The 15,743-nt window shown below is 58.5% G+C and carries 16 protein-coding genes; 4 read left to right on the forward strand and 12 right to left on the reverse strand.

Translation table 11 applies throughout. The features are described 5' to 3' along the window. Positions 1-34: 34 nt before the first annotated feature. A complete protein-coding gene (gene proC / locus A8C75_RS01395) occupies positions 35-859 on the reverse strand; it encodes a pyrroline-5-carboxylate reductase (protein ID WP_067377051.1) in 825 nt (274 codons plus the stop codon). Continuing rightward, entirely contained in the window at positions 856-1,569 is a 714-nt protein-coding gene (locus A8C75_RS01400; RefSeq protein WP_067377054.1) for a YggS family pyridoxal phosphate-dependent enzyme, read from the reverse strand. The genes proC and A8C75_RS01400 overlap by 4 nt, the downstream gene beginning before the upstream one ends. A gap of 93 nt (positions 1,570-1,662) precedes the next feature. Here A8C75_RS01400 and A8C75_RS01405 point away from each other — a divergent pair, with 93 nt between their 5' ends. The 4 genes from A8C75_RS01405 (at position 1,663) to A8C75_RS01420 (ending at position 6,034) form a co-directional block, all read left to right on the forward strand. After that, a complete protein-coding gene (locus tag A8C75_RS01405; RefSeq protein WP_067377057.1) occupies positions 1,663-2,697 on the forward strand; it encodes a type IV pilus twitching motility protein PilT in 1,035 nt (344 codons plus the stop codon). Between the two features lie 27 nt (positions 2,698-2,724). Then, positions 2,725-3,891, forward strand: coding sequence for a PilT/PilU family type 4a pilus ATPase (locus A8C75_RS01410; protein ID WP_067377060.1), 1,167 nt, complete (start codon positions 2,725-2,727; stop codon positions 3,889-3,891). Positions 3,892-4,116: 225 nt separating this feature from the next. Then, positions 4,117-5,367, forward strand: coding sequence for an MFS transporter (locus tag A8C75_RS01415; protein ID WP_084783647.1), 1,251 nt, complete (start codon positions 4,117-4,119; stop codon positions 5,365-5,367). A 145-nt stretch (positions 5,368-5,512) separates the two neighbouring features. After that, complete coding sequence (locus A8C75_RS01420) at positions 5,513-6,034, forward strand: 2-amino-4-hydroxy-6-hydroxymethyldihydropteridine diphosphokinase (protein ID WP_067377063.1); 522 nt, start codon at positions 5,513-5,515, stop codon at positions 6,032-6,034. Here the strand turns inward: A8C75_RS01420 and A8C75_RS22870 are convergent. From A8C75_RS22870 to gshB, 10 genes are all read right to left on the reverse strand, one after another. Then, positions 5,915-6,628 (reverse strand): SDR family NAD(P)-dependent oxidoreductase, encoded by a 714-nt coding sequence (locus tag A8C75_RS22870; RefSeq protein ID WP_157890194.1) that lies wholly within the window; start codon positions 6,626-6,628, stop codon positions 5,915-5,917. The two genes, A8C75_RS01420 and A8C75_RS22870, sit on opposite strands and share 120 nt — an antisense overlap. Before the next feature lie 55 nt (positions 6,629-6,683). Continuing rightward, a complete protein-coding gene (locus tag A8C75_RS01435) occupies positions 6,684-8,645 on the reverse strand; it encodes a putative bifunctional diguanylate cyclase/phosphodiesterase (RefSeq protein ID WP_067377072.1) in 1,962 nt (653 codons plus the stop codon). A gap of 29 nt (positions 8,646-8,674) precedes the next feature. After that, on the reverse strand, positions 8,675-9,097 hold the full coding sequence (locus tag A8C75_RS01440) for a putative pterin-binding protein (RefSeq protein ID WP_227819805.1): 423 nt from the start codon (positions 9,095-9,097) through the stop codon (positions 8,675-8,677). 435 nt (positions 9,098-9,532) lie between these two features. Further along, positions 9,533-10,804 carry a dihydroorotase gene (locus A8C75_RS01445; protein WP_067377078.1) on the reverse strand — a complete coding sequence of 424 codons (1,272 nt, stop codon included), beginning with the start codon at positions 10,802-10,804 and terminating at the stop codon, positions 9,533-9,535. Between the two features lie 20 nt (positions 10,805-10,824). Then, entirely contained in the window at positions 10,825-11,835 is a 1,011-nt protein-coding gene (locus A8C75_RS01450) for an aspartate carbamoyltransferase catalytic subunit (RefSeq protein WP_067377081.1), read from the reverse strand. A 14-nt stretch (positions 11,836-11,849) separates the two neighbouring features. Further along, a complete protein-coding gene (pyrR, locus tag A8C75_RS01455; RefSeq protein ID WP_067377084.1) occupies positions 11,850-12,359 on the reverse strand; it encodes a bifunctional pyr operon transcriptional regulator/uracil phosphoribosyltransferase PyrR in 510 nt (169 codons plus the stop codon). After that, positions 12,340-12,816 carry a Holliday junction resolvase RuvX gene (gene ruvX / locus A8C75_RS01460; protein WP_067377087.1) on the reverse strand — a complete coding sequence of 159 codons (477 nt, stop codon included), beginning with the start codon at positions 12,814-12,816 and terminating at the stop codon, positions 12,340-12,342. The genes pyrR and ruvX overlap by 20 nt, the downstream gene beginning before the upstream one ends. Before the next feature lie 317 nt (positions 12,817-13,133). Continuing rightward, a complete protein-coding gene (locus A8C75_RS01465) occupies positions 13,134-13,703 on the reverse strand; it encodes a YqgE/AlgH family protein (protein ID WP_067377090.1) in 570 nt (189 codons plus the stop codon). Positions 13,704-13,736: 33 nt separating this feature from the next. Then, positions 13,737-14,714, reverse strand: a complete 978-nt coding sequence (locus A8C75_RS01470; RefSeq protein ID WP_227819806.1) for an energy transducer TonB — start codon at positions 14,712-14,714, stop codon at positions 13,737-13,739. 8 nt (positions 14,715-14,722) lie between these two features. Then, a complete protein-coding gene (gshB, locus tag A8C75_RS01475) occupies positions 14,723-15,673 on the reverse strand; it encodes a glutathione synthase (protein WP_067377093.1) in 951 nt (316 codons plus the stop codon). Positions 15,674-15,743: the final 70 nt, after the last annotated feature.

Raw genomic sequence — 15,743 nt, forward strand, 5'->3', positions numbered from 1 at the left:
GATGAATGAACCGCGCGGGCAGCGCGATGCGCTGTCAGTCCCGCAGAAGGTCTGCCAGTTCTCTGGAGCGGTTGGCGCAGGCCTGCATGGCATCCTCCACCAGGGTATCGAGCCCGGCGCGCTGAAATGTCAGTATGGCCTGCTCGGTGGTGCCCTTGGGTGAGGTCACGGCCTGGCGCAACTGCGCCGGCGTCAGGTCGCTGGTGCCAGCCATGCGGGCGGCGCCCAGGGCGGTCTGCAGTGTCAGGGCGGTGGCGGTGTCGCGATCCAGCCCCAGCTTTTCGCCGGCGCTGATCATGGCTTCCATGAACAGGAAGTAATAGGCCGGTCCGGAGCCTGACACGGCCGTCACGGCATGAATCAGTTCTTCGCGTTCCACCCAGAGTGCCAACCCAACGTGCCCCAGCAACAGTTCGGTCTGCTGCTTCTGCAGCTGCGAGACTCTCTCGTTGGCGTACAGGCCGCTGGCACCGGTTTGCACCTGGGATGGGGTATTGGGCATGCAGCGCACCACGGCGTTATCGCCGCCCAGCCAGAGATCCAGGCTGTCACAGGCGATGCCGGCGGCCACCGAAACGATCAGCGGGCGCCGCTGCATCACAGCATCGCGCAGCGGTGCGCAGACCTGTTTCATCATCTGCGGCTTGACCGCCAGAATAAGGATATCCGCGGCGGCCGCGGCGGCATTGTTGTCTGTGCCTGTGTGGATGCCTAGCGTATCGAGATCGGCCAGTTTTGCTGCCTGAGTGCCGGTGGCCCAGATACGGGTGGCCGGATAGCCGTTGTGCAGTAGTCCTGCGATGATGGCGCGGGCCATGTTGCCGGCGCCGATAAAGGCAACAGTTGGTTGCGTGCTCATAGTGAGTCTTCCTGGGTATTTGAGGGGTAAGTGCGGGGGCCAAAAATGGCGGTGCCAATACGCACAATACTGGCCCCTTCGGCGATGGCAGCTTCCATGTCACCGGACATGCCCATCGACAGGGTATCCAGCTGCGGCAGTTCGGTTTGCAGTTGCTGCAGCAGGGTGCGCAGGGCGGCAAAGGCCTGCTGTTGCAGTTGCGCATCCGTGCTGACGGCGGGAATGGCCATCAGCCCGCGCAGTTGCAGGCCGGGCAGTTGCGCAACCTGCCTTGCGAGTTCGAGCACAGCATCGGGCAGGCAGCCCGATTTGCTGGCCTCGGCGCTGATGTTGACCTGCAGGCAGACATTCAGGGGCGGCAAGCCGGGTGGGCGCTGCTCGGACAGCCTGCGTGCCACCTTGAGCCGGTCAACACTGTGCACCCAGTGGAAGTGCTCGGCAATCTGGCGGGTTTTATTGGACTGAATGGGGCCAATAAAATGCCATTCGATGGCAAGGTCGGCCAGTGCCGCAATCTTGTCCAGGCCCTCCTGCAGGTAGTTCTCGCCGAAAGCGTGCTGGCCGGCGGCGAACGCCTGGCGCAGTTCGTCGGCCTGGCGTGTCTTGCTGACAGCCAGTAACTGTATGCTCTGGGGCGGGCGCTCGGTAAGATGCGCCGCGCGAGTGATTTGTGCGCGTACAGCGCAAATATTGTCTACTATATTTTTCATACCCTGCTTTTAGCGCCGTCGGCCATTGGATTGACTGGGCTATTCTGCTAGAAATAGGGGCTCCAATGGAAGTGGTACCGGGTGCCGAACGCTATGGATATAACCGAACTACTATCGTTTGCGGTGCAGCAAGGGGCTTCCGACCTGCATATTACGGCCGGTATGCCTCCGGTGATTCGTGTCGATGGCGATGTCCGTCGTATCAAGCTGCCAGCCCTGGATAGCAAGGCTGTCCAGTCGCTGATATACGACATCATGAACGATAAGGTCCGCAAAGAGTACGAAGACAACTTCGAGGTCGATTTCTCGATTGAAGTGCCATCCCTGGCGCGTTTTCGTGTCAATGCATTCAATCAGAATCGCGGTGCTGCCGCGGTTTTTCGTACCATTCCCAGCCGCGTACTGACACTGGAAGACCTTGGGATGGGCAAGGTGTTTCAGGATATGGCGTCCCAGCCCCGCGGTCTGGTGCTGGTCACCGGGCCGACGGGGTCTGGTAAAAGCACCACCTTGGCGGCCATGGTGGATTACATCAATGACCAGCGCACCGATCATATTCTCACTATCGAGGATCCGATCGAGTTTGTGCATGAGAGCAAGAAGTGTCTGATCAACCAGCGTGAAGTGCACCGTGATACAAAAAGCTTTTCGAATGCTCTGCGCTCGGCTCTGCGTGAAGACCCCGACGTTATACTGGTGGGCGAGATGCGAGATCTTGAAACCATTCGCCTGGCGCTCACGGCGGCGGAAACCGGGCATCTGGTTTTTGGCACGCTGCACACCACATCGGCGGCCAAGACCATCGACCGTGTGATCGACGTTTTCCCGGCGGCGGAAAAATCGATGGTGCGCTCCATGCTTTCGGAGTCGCTGCAGGGTGTTATCTCGCAGACGCTGCTCAAGAAGACCAACGGCGGCCGCGTGGCGGCGCATGAGATCATGATAGGCACACCGGCCATACGTAACCTGATCCGTGAAGACAAGGTTGCTCAGATGTATTCATCTATCCAGACCGGCGCGGCCTATGGCATGAAAACGCTGGATCAGGCGTTGCTGGAACTGTTGAAAAAAGGACTGATTTCGCGCGACCTTGCGCGGGAAAAAGCAAAGAATCCGCAGGGTTTCTGACGGGTACAAGGCTCGGGGTAACAGGCAGTGGACTTTACACAACTTTTGAAAGTAGTCATCGACCGCGACGCATCGGATTTATTCGTGACCGCGGGCGCCCGTCCGAGCATCAAGGTAGACGGGACCATCAAGCCGCTCACCAAGGAGCCACTTACCCAGTCGCAGGTGCGTTCTCTGGTGTACAGCACCATGAACGACAAGCAGCTGGCTGAGTTTGAAGGCACCAATGAGTGTAACTTCGCCATCAGTGCCCGCGGCATGGGGCGCTTTCGAGTCAGCGCCTTTATGCAACGCAACTCGCCGGGTATGGTGCTGCGCCGCATCGCGACGCACATCCCCTCAATGGAGGAGCTGAATTTGCCGCCGGTGCTGAAAGATCTGGCCATGACCAAGCGCGGACTGATTCTGTTTGTCGGCGGCACCTCGACCGGTAAGTCCACCTCGCTGGCATCCATGATCGACTATCGCAACAGGCATAGCCGTGGTCACATCATCACCATCGAGGATCCGATCGAGTACATCCACGATCACAAGGAGAGCATCATTACCCAGCGTGAAGTGGGTATCGATACGGAAAGCTTTGATGTGGCCCTGAAGAACACCCTGCGCCAGGCGCCGGACGTGATTCTGATGGGTGAAATTCGCTCCAAGGAAACCATGCAGCATGGTCTGGCCTTTGCGGAAACCGGCCACCTGTGTATGGCGACACTGCACGCCAACAATGCCAACCAGGCGCTGGATCGCATCATCAGCTTCTTTGGGCCGGAGCACCATAGTCAGATCTGGATGGACATGTCGCTCAACCTCAAGGCCATAGTGGCGCAGCAGCTGCTGCCTACCACTGATGGCAAGGGGCGGCGGGCCGCGATTGAGGTCATGATTAATACGCCGCTGATTTCCGATCTGATTCGCAAGGCCAATGTGCATGAGATCAAGGAAGTCATCAAGAAATCCACTAACCTGGGCATGCAGACCTTCGATCAGGCGCTGTTCGAGTTGTACAAGCAGGGCACCATTACTTACGATACGGCGCTTGCCCATGCCGACTCCGCCAACGACCTGCGTTTGATGATCAAGCTCAGTGCGGATACCAACCCGGACCTGGCGGCACCGCCAGACGATAGCTCCTTCCTGCTGCAGGAAGAGGATGACTATCTGAACGAGAAGGGCGATATCGACATAAAAACCATGTAGCCCTCGATCTGCTTGAAATCGTCGTATTGACGACCCCATAAAAATGGAGCCGCTGGGCTCCATTTTTATTTCTGATCGGCTAGATTCTAGCGGGCTGGGAGTAACACAGTTTTTATGTAAGTTACTGTAATCACAGCGTGTTGTCTGTGACTTGAAGCCTTTTCGGATGGCTAAGGGGCCAGGAAAGCAGTAGAGTGTAATGATAATAATAAGCTATGGATAAGTATGGCTTTTCAACGACGCATTGAAAGCCGACCGAGCTGTCGGTCGGCGTTTTCATCCCGTATTTTCTGTCTTTATTTCGGTGGCAGTGCCTTTCTGACGCTGGCGACCTGGATTACCCGGTTTCTGATTGGCTGGAGCACCTGGGATCTGACGCAGTCACCGCTTTGGGTCGGTGCTGTCAGCGCCGCCATGCTGTTGCCTACGTTCTTTTTGTCGCCGGTGTTTGGGGTGCTGGCGGATCGTCTTGATCCGCGCCAGGGAATGCTGGTGGCCTATCTGAGTGAAGCTGTGATTAGCGTCAGCGCTGCGGTTGCCAATTTCCAGGGCGTATTCTCGCTGAACTGGATATTGTGCCTGGCCTTTATGCTCGGTGTGGTTTCCGCCGCCCAGCACCCCATGCGCCTTGTGCTGTTGCCTCATCTGGTGCCGCGGCCCTCTCTGCCCAGTGCCGTGGGGCTGGCGTCCATTACTTACAACCTCTCACGCATTATAGGGCCGGCGCTGGGCGCCTGGCTGCTGATCTCTGTATCCACCGCAGCAGCCTTCCTGCTGGTCTCGGCCCTGTTTGGGGTGGGGTCGCTGTTTTTGCTGCGCATCCGGGTGCATGTTCCGCGCGCGCAGCATCATGCCGAGTCCATTCTTTCGGCCATGTCCCAGGGGCTGGTGGTAATTCGCAATTCCCCGCTGATACGGCTGGTACTGATTTTGACCATGGTGGACGGCATGATCGGTCGCAGCATCATGGAGCTTTTGCCGGCAATTTCGGGCCGCCTTATCAATGGTGATGCCGGTACTCTGGCGAGCCTGAGTGCGCTTGCCGGTGTTGGTTCTGTATTGGGTGGGGTCATAGTGTCGCGCATGCGTGGACAGGAGCGCACCCTGTTGCAGCTGGTATTTGGTTCCTTGCTACTGTGCTCGATGGCAGTGCTGCTGGTGGTCTGGGTGCGGGACCTGGCGGGGCTGGGGTTCATGATCATGCTGGTCAGCATGGCCGTGACCATGATTGGTACGGGGTGTCAGGCGCTGATTCAGGTCTGTGTGGCGGATGCCTACCGCGGTCGGGTGCTGAGCATCTGGACGGTGGTGAGTCTTGGGGTACCGGCACTGGGGGCCTTCTTTATGGGGTCTATCGCTGAGCAGGTTGGATTTGTGGCGGTACTCATCGCCTGTGCCCTGGCCACGGCCGCGCTTGTCGTGCTGCTATGGCAGCGGTGCCAGGTAGCAGCGGTGCTCAAAGGCGTGACGGCATAGTATTTTTCGGTTGCAAGCAAGCATTGGTAGCTGATGGACGCAGGTGAAGCGCCTGTTACAGAGGCTTGTATCTGGCTCGTGAGTCCATGGCAACGGTTTGATTACTAAGAATAAAGAGCCCTGATTGGGCAGGGAATGAGACCATATGTATTACTATCTGTCGGTTGGCTCCAATATAGATCCTGAGGTTAATATTGCGAAGTGCCTGGAAGTTTTACTGGAGCATTTCACTACGGCGTTCGTTTACCCCTGCACCTATACCAAGCCCGAGTGCATTGTCACCGACAAGGTATTTATCAATACGCTGGCGGTGATTGAAAGTGATATGACTCAGGAGTCACTCAAGGCATTCTTTTGCAGCGTGGAAGAAATGCTCGGGCGGGACCGCACAGACAAAAATCGCAGTATCAAGGATCGTACCTGCGATATTGATATCATCCTGTGCAGTCGCGAGTTCTCGCTGAATATTTTCAGCAACTGCCGCGAAAGCTATTTGCAGCAGGTGTTGTGTGAATCATCAGATAAGGCCCGCGTGGCACTCTTTGGGTCAAATTTTTCCGATCGACCGGCCGCCATCTATTTTAACGCTGCTGCCCGTAACAAACTGGTTATCGACTATAAATCCTATGCCCTGAAGAATGGGCTCGAATCCGGATTCCCCCGCTAGCAGGGTTTGATCGAGCACCATTTTCTTTTCATCGTCCTTGTGGCTCGGCAGGAACATGAGCGGGCCTGGGGCTATGCTGTTTACCCTGATACCGGGGGCATATTTTTTGGCGAAGGATTTTGTCAGGTTCTCCAATGCCGCCTTGGTGCTGCAATAGAGCCCGAACTCCCGGTTGGGGTTGTCGGCGTAAATATCCGTGATATGGATGATACATCCGGGCTGTGCTGCGTTGTACAGCAGTGGCTGGAGCGCTTCGTTAAGGTAGGCGGGCAGGCGCATGTGTACCCGGTAGAGTTCGTCGTAAAAACCGCACAGGTCATCCTTGTGGGCGGCGTCCTTTTCGAACAGTGAAGCATTGTGGATCAGCAGCGAGAGCGCCTCATGGTGGCTGCGAATGCTGTCGACGGCCGCTGCGAGGGAGGCTTCGCAGCTGTAGTCGGCCAGCACGACCTGCAGGTTTTGCGTGCTCAGGGCATCAAGTTCTGCGCTGGCCTTGCGGGTAAGGGCAATTACCTTGCAGTCCTGCTCAAGGAAGGCCTGGGTCAGATACAGGCCGAGCCTGCGGCTTGCGCCGGTAATCAGTACTGTGTTCACTTGAAATCTCTCGTTAGTGTTGATGCTGTCACGCAGTAAAGGACTGTTGCCTGGTTTATCCCTGGCCTGTGACGGTGAGGGGCTTGGAGCGGGCTTCGAACAACTGTTCGAAAATGGCCGCCGGAACTGGATGGGAGAACAGGTAGCCCTGTCCGAAATCGCAGCCCATGGCCCGGAGCAGGTTTTGCTGCTCAAGTGTCTCAATGCCTTCGGCAATGACCATAATACCCAGCTTGTGGGCCATAACGATAACCGCTTCACAGATGGCCAGGTCACTTGACCCCGGTCGCAGATTGGCAACAAAGGACTTGTCTATCTTGAGGTAGTCGATGTCGAATTTCTTCAGGTAAGACATGGATGAGTAGCCGGTACCGAAGTCGTCCAGCGATACCTCAACCCCCATGGCGTGAATCGCAACGAGGCGCTTGGCAAAGCTGGCATCCATCAGCAGGCTTTCTGTAATTTCGATGGCGAGGGCATTGCCGGGCAGCCCAACGGACTTGAGGCTTCTGCGCCAGCGTTCCAGGCTGTTTGTATCGGCCCTAAGCTGCAGAGGCGAGGTGTTTACACTCAGCTGGAAGCCGGGCTGGTGCTGCTGGCGCCATCGTTGTGTCTGCCGGGCGGCCTCATGGAAGACCCAGTTGCCTATATCGATGATCAGCCCCGTTTCTTCTGCCACAGGGATAAACTCCAGTGGGCTGATCATGCCGCGCAGCGGGTGCTTCCAGCGCAGCAGAGCCTCTGCCTTCTGCACGGTACCGGTGGCCAGCTCGATAATGGGTTGGTAGTGCAGCTGGAATTCTTCATTCGCCAAGGCGCTGCGCAAGTCATTGATCAGATGCATTTTGGTCTGAGCCGCTTCCTGCATCGAGGCGGTGAAGTAGTGGAAGCGGTTACGCCCCTGTTCCTTGGAGACGTACATGGCCTGGTCGGCGTTCTTGAGAAGTGCGTTCACATCGTCGGCATCGTCGGGGTAAAACGTAATGCCAATACTGGCGGACACAAAGCCTTCCCGGCCATCGAGTTCAAACGGGTCACTGAGCGTTTTTAAAATCGCCTGGCTTATGCCAGCGACATGTTGGGTGTCGTCCAGATCACTCAGAATAATGGTGAATTCGTCGCCGCCCAGGCGTGCCACCGTATCGGACTCACGCACGCATTCGCCGAGCCGTCGGGCGGCCTCCTGCAGCAACAAGTCACCGACTTCGTGCCCCAGGGTGTCGTTAATATCCTTGAAGTTATCCAGGTCGAGAAACAGCAGCGCCAGACGGTCTTTGGTCCGATGTGCCTTTTTGATTTCCTGTTCCAGCCGGTCGAGGAACAGACGTCGATTAGGCAGGCGTGTAAGGGGATCGTAATTGGCCAGCTGGCTCAGGTCTTCCCGGCTGGCCTGCAGCTGCTTGACCTGCCGAATAACGATATAGAAGAAGAGTAGCGTCAGCACTAGCTGAAACACGATCAACCCGGTGCTAATGGCAATCTGGCGCTGGACTTCAGAGGCACGGTTTTCGGCATGAAGGCCCGACTTGTGTACGGAGGCGAGCGAGAGGTCATTCAGGCTCGCCTGAAGGGGCTCAAGCTGTTGCAGAATGGAATTTATGGCTGCTTGATTCAGTGGCTGGGGGTCGTCTTGGGCGAAATAGGGTTCGTTGTTTAGCAGGAAATCATCAATGCGCTGCACTATTGACAGGTACTGGGTGCCTTTGAGCAGCTGGTCTGTGGCCGGATTGAATCGGACTGTGTCGACACGGCTGTAAAAAAGATCATATCGCAAGCGCAGATAATCCATATCCATGGCGGATGGATCCAGCACCGCCGTATAGATGGCATTGTTGAAGCGCAATGCTTCGGATTGCAGCTGGAAAATGTTCCAGCTGACGTTGCTTTCACTGTACTGGACTGTGCTGCTGAGCACCCGGCTGTGGTGAAACTGCAGATACAGCACACCGGAAAACACCAGCAGCAGTGAGGCGCTTATGAGGATTAGCCAGTAAGTGACACTCTTGTTTGACTGCATCTGTGCTTGTCTTTGTAGCTCCGGCGAGTTTACTCGATGTGGATAGCCTTAAGCTGCCATATGGATCTGTCGTAGTATACCTGCGACTGGGTTTCACTTTCATTATCAAAGGGATAGAGCACAAAAAGTGGCCCTTTATCACGTACGCTCATGCGCTTGTCATCCTTGTGGGTTGCCACGATCAGGTTGAAGCGGGTGCTGTTATCCATAGGTATGCTGACTTTGTAGTCATTCAATGCGATTGCCGTAAGGGTATCGCCCTGGGCGCCGACCTTGGCCAGGATGTCCCGCATGAGCGGGCCTGAAAACTTGTGTGGCTCCGGGAACCAGGGGGTGGAGGTGGTGAAACTGTACTGTGGCAGCTGCTCAAGCATGGCCATGTCAAACGCATAGCCACTGTCACTGTTGGTGTGACTGATGGCGCCGCTGAGGGTCAGTATCGGCTTGTCCACGTTCACTGCCTCATCGGCGTGGCTTGGTAATGCGGTGAAAAACAACAGGCTCAGTGAGACTATCAATCGACAGAAAGCAGGCATTTCAGTAATCCTTCTTGGCTGAGGGTTGGGTCAGTACAGCCTGCCGCACAGGCTGTGAAAGCACGGGTATTTCGATGGCCTGCGCTTGCAGGTTAAGGGACGGGAACGAATGTCGGGAAGGGCATGGCCCTAGTGTGGTATTGAATCGATTTGAAGGCATCCGGCCATGATCGTCCCTGAGTTAGGCAAGCCGCTTAAGCCTAGAACATTAAAGGAGAAAATCAATCCGCAGGCTGCCCCCGAAGGGGTGAGTGGATCTGGGTGAAGGCGGCGGCGCCGGACGGCGCGTCACCGCCTGGCAGCCTGTCGGGCTTTTCCGCAGTAGACCAGTGTTAAGTCCGACAGGCTGCACTAGCGTTGAAACACGCTAGTGCCGCCCAGCAAGGTGTGGGTCACCTGGCCACGCAGCTCCATGCCCATAAAAGGACTGTTGGCGCCGCCGGAACGGGTGTTGGCCGCCGATGGCGTCCAGCGCGCTGCTGGATCGAACACGCAGATATCTGCCCGGGCGCCTGTTGCGAGCGTGCCGGCCTCAATGCCCAGAACCTGCGCCGGCTCCCAGGTCAGTTTGGCGATGAGCTGCGGCAGTTCCAGCAGGTCCTGCTCAACCAGCATCAGACTCAGGGACAGCAGTGTCTCCAGGCCTGCGATTCCGGGCTCAGTGGCGGCAAAGGGAGCCTGCTTGGCGATGGGATCATGCGGCTGGTGGTCAGAACAGATGGCCTGGATGCCATCGGCCAGCAGCGCCTGGCGCAGGCCGGCACGGTCCAGCTGGCTGCGCAGCGGCGGGATCACATGGAAGTTGCTGTCAAAGCCATTGACGTTGCTGTCGCTGAGCAGCAGATGGTGCACTGCTATATCGGCGCTCACCTTCAGGCCGCGTTCGCGCGCCTCCATGATCATGCGGGCCGAGCGTTCACAGGAAATCTGGCCGAAATGTGCCCGGGCGCCGGTCTGCTCGACCAGCATCAGGCAGCGGGCCACCTCCACCGTTTCGGCCGCCTCCGGGATGCCGGCGAGGCCAAGGCGGGTGCTGGTGGTGTCGTCGTGCATGCAGCCGGTGGCGAGTTCTGCATCCTGGGCCTGAAACAGCACCAGCAGGTCATGGGTGGCGGCGTATTCCAGGCAGCGCATCAGCACCAGGCTGCTGCGAATGGGACGGCGGCTGTTAGTGAAAGCAATGCAGCCTGAGCTTGCCAGGGCATGCATCGGCGAAAGCTGCTCGCCCGCAAGGCCCTGGGTCAAAGCCCCTATGGGCAGCACCCGGGTCTTGCCGGCAGCGCGGGCCTTGTCCTGGATCAGCTGAGCGACCGCCGGGGTATCGACAATCGGGCTGGTGGTCGGCATTGCCACCAGGGTGGTGATACCGCCGGCGGCCGCGGCCTGGCTTTCCTGGGCGATGCTGCCCTTGTGGGTGGCGCCGGGTTCGCGCAGGTGGGCGCAGAGGTCAATCAGCCCCGGGCAAACCACCTGGCCGGTGGCATCCAGGATGCTGTCCGGTACAAAGCCCGCCGGTGCATCGCCAAGCGCTGCGATAACGCCGTTACTGATATACAGGTCGCAGATCTTGTCCAGTGACTGGCTCGGGTCGATCACACGGCCACCGGCTATCTTGATGTTCATCGAGTGGTTTCCTGTAGTGGTCAGTTGGCGGCGGGGGCCGATTGCTGCAGCTGCTTTTCGACCATCTGGCCGCTCATGGCCATGGACATCACGGCCATGCGCACGGCGATGCCGTTGGTGACCTGATCGAGAATCAGCGAGCGGGGGCCGTCGGCGATGGCGGATTCTATTTCGACGCCGCGGTTGATCGGGCCCGGGTGCATGACGACGGCATCGGGGCGGGCGTAGGCCAGCTTTTCGGTGGTCATGCCATAGAGCTTGTAGAACTCGGACTCGCTCGGCAGCAGGGCGCTGGTCATGCGTTCCTTTTGCAGGCGCAGCATCATGATGACATCGACATCCTTGAGCCCTTGACGCATGTCGGTGAAGACCTTAACGCCCATGGCTTCGATATGGCGCGGCAGCAACGTCTTGGGGGCTATGACGCGGATTTCGCTGGCGCCCAGAGTACGCAGGGCATGGATCTGCGAGCGCGCCACGCGGGAATGCAGAATATCGCCAACGATGGCGAATGTCAGCGGCTCGAAGCTGCCCTTGTGGCGGCGGATGGTCAGCATGTCGAGCATGGCCTGGGTCGGGTGCGCATGGCGGCCATCGCCGGCGTTGATCACGGCAACATGAGGCGTTACCTGGCTGGCGATAAAGTGGGCCGCGCCGCTATCGGCATGGCGTACCACAAACATGTCCGAATGCATGGCTTCCAGCGTCATCAGCGTGTCTTTCAGGGTTTCGCCCTTGGAGGTGGACGAGGTGCTGATGTTGAGGTTCAGCACGTCGGCGGACAGGCGCTTGGCGGCGAGTTCAAAGGTGCTGAGGGTGCGGGTGCTGGCTTCGAAAAACAGGTTGACCACGGTGCGGCCACGCAGCAGCGGCACTTTCTTGATCTGCTTGGCACCCATGTCGACAAAGGAGTCGGCGGTGTCGAGAATCTCGGTCAGTAGTTCGCGGGACAGGCCTTCGGTGGTCAGAAAATGGCGCAGCTGACCGTTGCTGTTGAGCTGTATCCGGTTGGGATCGTTATGTTCAAACATGATATCGGCCCGAATCAGGTACGTTGACGAATGGTGAGTTCCAGCGGCTGCGGGCCACTGAGCTTGACGATCTGGTTGGGGCCCAGCACCAGGGTGGCGCCCACAACGTCGGCCTGTACCGGCAGTTCGCGGCGTTGCAGGTCCAGCAGTGTCACCAGGATGACCGAGGCGGGTCGGCCAAAGTCGAACAGCTCGTTGAGGGCTGCACGCACAGTGCGGCCGGACATGATGACATCGTCCACCAGAATAATGTGGCGGCCTTCGGTGTCGCCCTGTAGCTGGGATGGCTGCACACTGGGGTTGAGGCCTTTCTTGGTGAAGTCGTCACGGTAGAACGAAATATCCAGGATGCCAATGGGTTCCTGCAGGGCGAGTTGCTGCTGCAGTCGCTCAGCCAGCCAGACGCCGCCGGTGCGGATGCCCACGATCAGCGGGTTGCTGATCTGGCGCTGTTCCAGAAGGGATTTGAGCTGCAGGCCCATGTTGTCGAGCAAGGCGTCGACACTAAGATTGTCCGATGTCATAGAGGTCCTCCAGTCGTGACTGGCTGGGAATGCGTTGCTCGCAGGAAAACCAGCTTTCAAGAATCAGTTGTGCTGCGATGCCGTCCACTGATTCCTTCTTGTAGTTGGTGCCGCCACCGGCGGCGCGGTGAATCGCCTTGGCCTCGCGTGTGCTCAGGCGCTCATCCATCAGAAAGCTCGGCAGCTGATAGCGTTCATGCAGGCGGTTGGCGAACTTGCGTGCCCGGCGGGCCATGTCGCTGATGCTGCCATCCATGTTCAGGGGGATGCCGACCACCAGGGCGTCGGGCGACCATTCCTGCACGATGCGGTCGATCTGATCCCAGTCGGGAATGCCGTCGCGTGCGCTGACAGGTGCAATGGCGGTGGCGGTGGCGGTAAGGGTCTGGCCGACGGCGACGCCAATACGGCTGGTTCCGAAGTCGAAGGCTAATGCCTGAAGACAGTCTGCGCTCATTTAATCCCGCAATCTTTGATGGCCCGGGGGCGGTGAGAAGGTCCTGCGCCCGCACGGGATGCGGGGGTCAGAATCGCGCACCATTATAGCCAAGTTGACGTCACAACTTAACAGCTGCTTGACTGTTCACCGGTATAGGGTCAAAGGTTGGGAGGCTGTCCGATAATGCTGGCCGTAGCGAGAGCCGGCTGATTTGAGCTGGTTTTTGCGGTGTTTTAAGGCGAATAGTGGTTCTATTTAACGAAAAATAGCACAAAAAGCAGCCAAGCTCAGGTGGCTCGCAGTAGGTTGAGTATTGCCGGGCAGCCTCCTGATACTCAGGCGTGGCCGGCCTGGGCGGTGAGCAGGTCCAGGTTGATACCCAGGGTGGAGGCAGCGGCTTGCAGGCGTTGTTCTGCAGGGAGTTTGAACAGGATGTCGAGAGTGGCCGGGCAGCTGAGCCAGGCGTTGTCGCTGATTTCGCGCTCCAGTTGTCCGGCACCCCAGCCGGCATAACCCAGTGCGATCAATGCGTCCGGCGTACTCTTGCCGGCGGCGATGGCTTCGAGAATATCGATGGAGGTCGTCAGGCAGATTTCATCACTCACCTGATAGGTGGCCAGCCAGGGGCTGTCCTGGGCGCGGTGCAGCACGAAGCCGCGCTCCTCCTGAACCGGGCCGCCGGCGTAGATCTGGCGGTTGTCCTTTACCTGCAGGCCGTCGTCGGTGTCCAGATGCTTGAGCAGTGCGTCCAGGCGCAGGTCGAGCGGGCGGTTGATGACAATGCCCATGGCACCGTACTCGCTGTGATCACAGATGTACGTCACTGTATGCTCGAAATGGGCATCGTGCATGTGTGGCATCGAGATCAGGAACTGGTCGCGCAGACTGCTGGTCTTGAAAGACATCGGCGTGCATCGCTTGGGAGGTTCACCTAAGGCTTAGTACAGCCGGGTCTGATTCTCAAACTTCCAGGTTCGAATTATTTCAAGTTCATCGGTGGTTTTACGCATTTCCACCGGGAAAGCCTGAAAGGGTGCTGCCAGCTGTACGATATGTACAGCAGCATCGTCCAGCACCTTGTAGCCCGAAGACTGCAGCACTTCTATCTTGCGGACGCTGCCATCCGGCAGTATGGATACCAGCAGGCGCAGGCTGCCGTAGATGTCCTGCTTGCGGGCTTCGGTGGGGTAGTTATCATTGCCGTAGCGTTCGATCTCGCGGCGCCAGTTATCCAGATAGGCCGCATCATTGCCCTTGAGCGTGGCGGCGGTAGTGAGGCGGCGTACTCGGGGCTTCTTGGCAAACTGCTCCTGTTGCAGATCGAGCTTTGCCTGCAGGCTGGCAATTTCCAGGCTGCGGGCCAGCAGCGAGGTCGATACACCCGGTGTCGGTGGCGGTGAAACGGATTTTGCTGCTGCAGGCTGGCTGCTCTGCTTCTGTTTGGCAGGTGCAGTGGTGGTGACTACTTTTTGTGGTTTGGGCGTAGCCTTGACGGGTTTTGGTTCGGCGATTTCAGGCGCCGGCGCTGGTGTTGGGACGGGCTGGGGTGCAATTTCCTGGGCTTTGGGCTGTGGCAGGCTTTGCTGCCTGGCCTGTTGCTGCTGTTCGTTGCTGTGAAAGGGGGCGTCCTCGAGCGTCGAGGGCGCGCGCTTGGTCTCGGCAGTGCCACTGCCCAGCTGATTGGCCTGGGCGATAAAGTCGGCTTCTTTTGGGGCTTCTACGGACTCGAAGCGTGCCAGGGTGATATCCAGTGTCTTGCGCGGGGGCTTGTATTCCGCCGTCGAGAAACTGATGCCCAATAGCAGAATGGCGTGCACCGCAATGGCGACGAAGAGGGTAAAGCCAAACCGGTCCATAATGCCCACCGCCGGCGCAGGGCCGGTGGTGGCGGGGATCACAGTGGTGAGCCTGTTCACACGGCGCCTCAGGACTGGAGCTTGCGCTCGATGGCATCCATCAGCTGCATGCCGATGTCGAGCCCGAACTGCTTGTCCAGCTCGCGGATACAGGTCGGGCTGGTGACATTGATTTCGGTGAGGTAGTCACCGATGACATCCAGACCGACAAACAGCAAGCCCTGTTCGCGCAGCGTGGGGCCTATCTGGGCGCAGATCCAGCGATCACGCTCGGTCAGTTCGCGGCCCTCGCCGGAACCGCCGGCGGCCAGGTTGCCGCGAGTTTCGCCCGCCATGGGGATGCGCGCCAGGGCATAGGGAACGGGCTCGCCGTCCACCATCAGGATACGTTTGTCGCCCTGGGCGATTTCGGGCAGGTATTTCTGCGCCATGATGGTTTCGGTGCCGTATTTGGTCAGGGTCTCGATGATGACACCGAGGTTGACGCCACCGGGCTGGATGCGAAAGATCTGGCTGCCACCCATGCCGTCCAGTGGCTTGAAGATGACATCGCCGTGCTCGGCGTGAAACTGGCGCAGCAGGTCATCGCGGCGGGTTACCAGTACCGGCGGGCAGCACTGCGGGAAGTGGGTGGCAAACAGTTTTTCGTTGAAGTCCCGCAGCCGCTGCGACGGATTGACCACCAGGGTGCCCTGCTTCTCAGCCTGCTCCAGCAGGTAGGTACTGTAGACAAACTCGTTGTTGAACGGCGGGTCCTTGCGCATCAGGATTACATCCAGGTCCGCCAGCGGCCGGGTGCTGTATGCGCCCCGGGTGAACCAGTTGTCCGGATCCATGGCCACGCGCAGTGGCGCCATGTCGGCCAGCGCCTGGCCATCGCGGGAGTAAAGGTGCTGCTGTTCCATGTAGAACAGCTCCCAGCCTTTCTGCTGGGCGGCCCAGAGCATGGCGAGGGAACTGTCTTTCTTGAAGTTGATGGACTCGATGGGGTCCATGACGATGCCAACCTTGATGGACATGCGCGGGTGCATCCTGTGTAAGCCTGTTGATAGGGCAAGTGTACCGATGGATGGCGGTGGCAGCCAGCAC

The organism is Marinobacterium aestuarii (assembly GCF_001651805.1).
GTDB lineage: Bacteria > Pseudomonadota > Gammaproteobacteria > Pseudomonadales > Balneatricaceae > Marinobacterium_A > Marinobacterium_A aestuarii.

Coding starts and splice junctions, on each gene's coding strand:
- proC (WP_067377051.1), bottom strand. CDS start 859: ATGAGCACGCAACCAACTGTTGCCTTTATCGGCGCCGGCAACATGGCC.
- A8C75_RS01400 (WP_067377054.1), bottom strand. CDS start 1,569: ATGAAAAATATAGTAGACAATATTTGCGCTGTACGCGCACAAATCACT.
- A8C75_RS01405 (WP_067377057.1), top strand. CDS start 1,663: ATGGATATAACCGAACTACTATCGTTTGCGGTGCAGCAAGGGGCTTCC.
- A8C75_RS01415 (WP_084783647.1), top strand. CDS start 4,117: ATGGCTTTTCAACGACGCATTGAAAGCCGACCGAGCTGTCGGTCGGCG.
- A8C75_RS01420 (WP_067377063.1), top strand. CDS start 5,513: ATGTATTACTATCTGTCGGTTGGCTCCAATATAGATCCTGAGGTTAAT.
- A8C75_RS01435 (WP_067377072.1), bottom strand. CDS start 8,645: ATGCAGTCAAACAAGAGTGTCACTTACTGGCTAATCCTCATAAGCGCC.
- A8C75_RS01445 (WP_067377078.1), bottom strand. CDS start 10,804: ATGAACATCAAGATAGCCGGTGGCCGTGTGATCGACCCGAGCCAGTCA.
- A8C75_RS01450 (WP_067377081.1), bottom strand. CDS start 11,835: ATGTTTGAACATAACGATCCCAACCGGATACAGCTCAACAGCAACGGT.
- pyrR (WP_067377084.1), bottom strand. CDS start 12,359: ATGACATCGGACAATCTTAGTGTCGACGCCTTGCTCGACAACATGGGC.
- ruvX (WP_067377087.1), bottom strand. CDS start 12,816: ATGAGCGCAGACTGTCTTCAGGCATTAGCCTTCGACTTCGGAACCAGC.
- A8C75_RS01465 (WP_067377090.1), bottom strand. CDS start 13,703: ATGTCTTTCAAGACCAGCAGTCTGCGCGACCAGTTCCTGATCTCGATG.
- gshB (WP_067377093.1), bottom strand. CDS start 15,673: ATGTCCATCAAGGTTGGCATCGTCATGGACCCCATCGAGTCCATCAAC.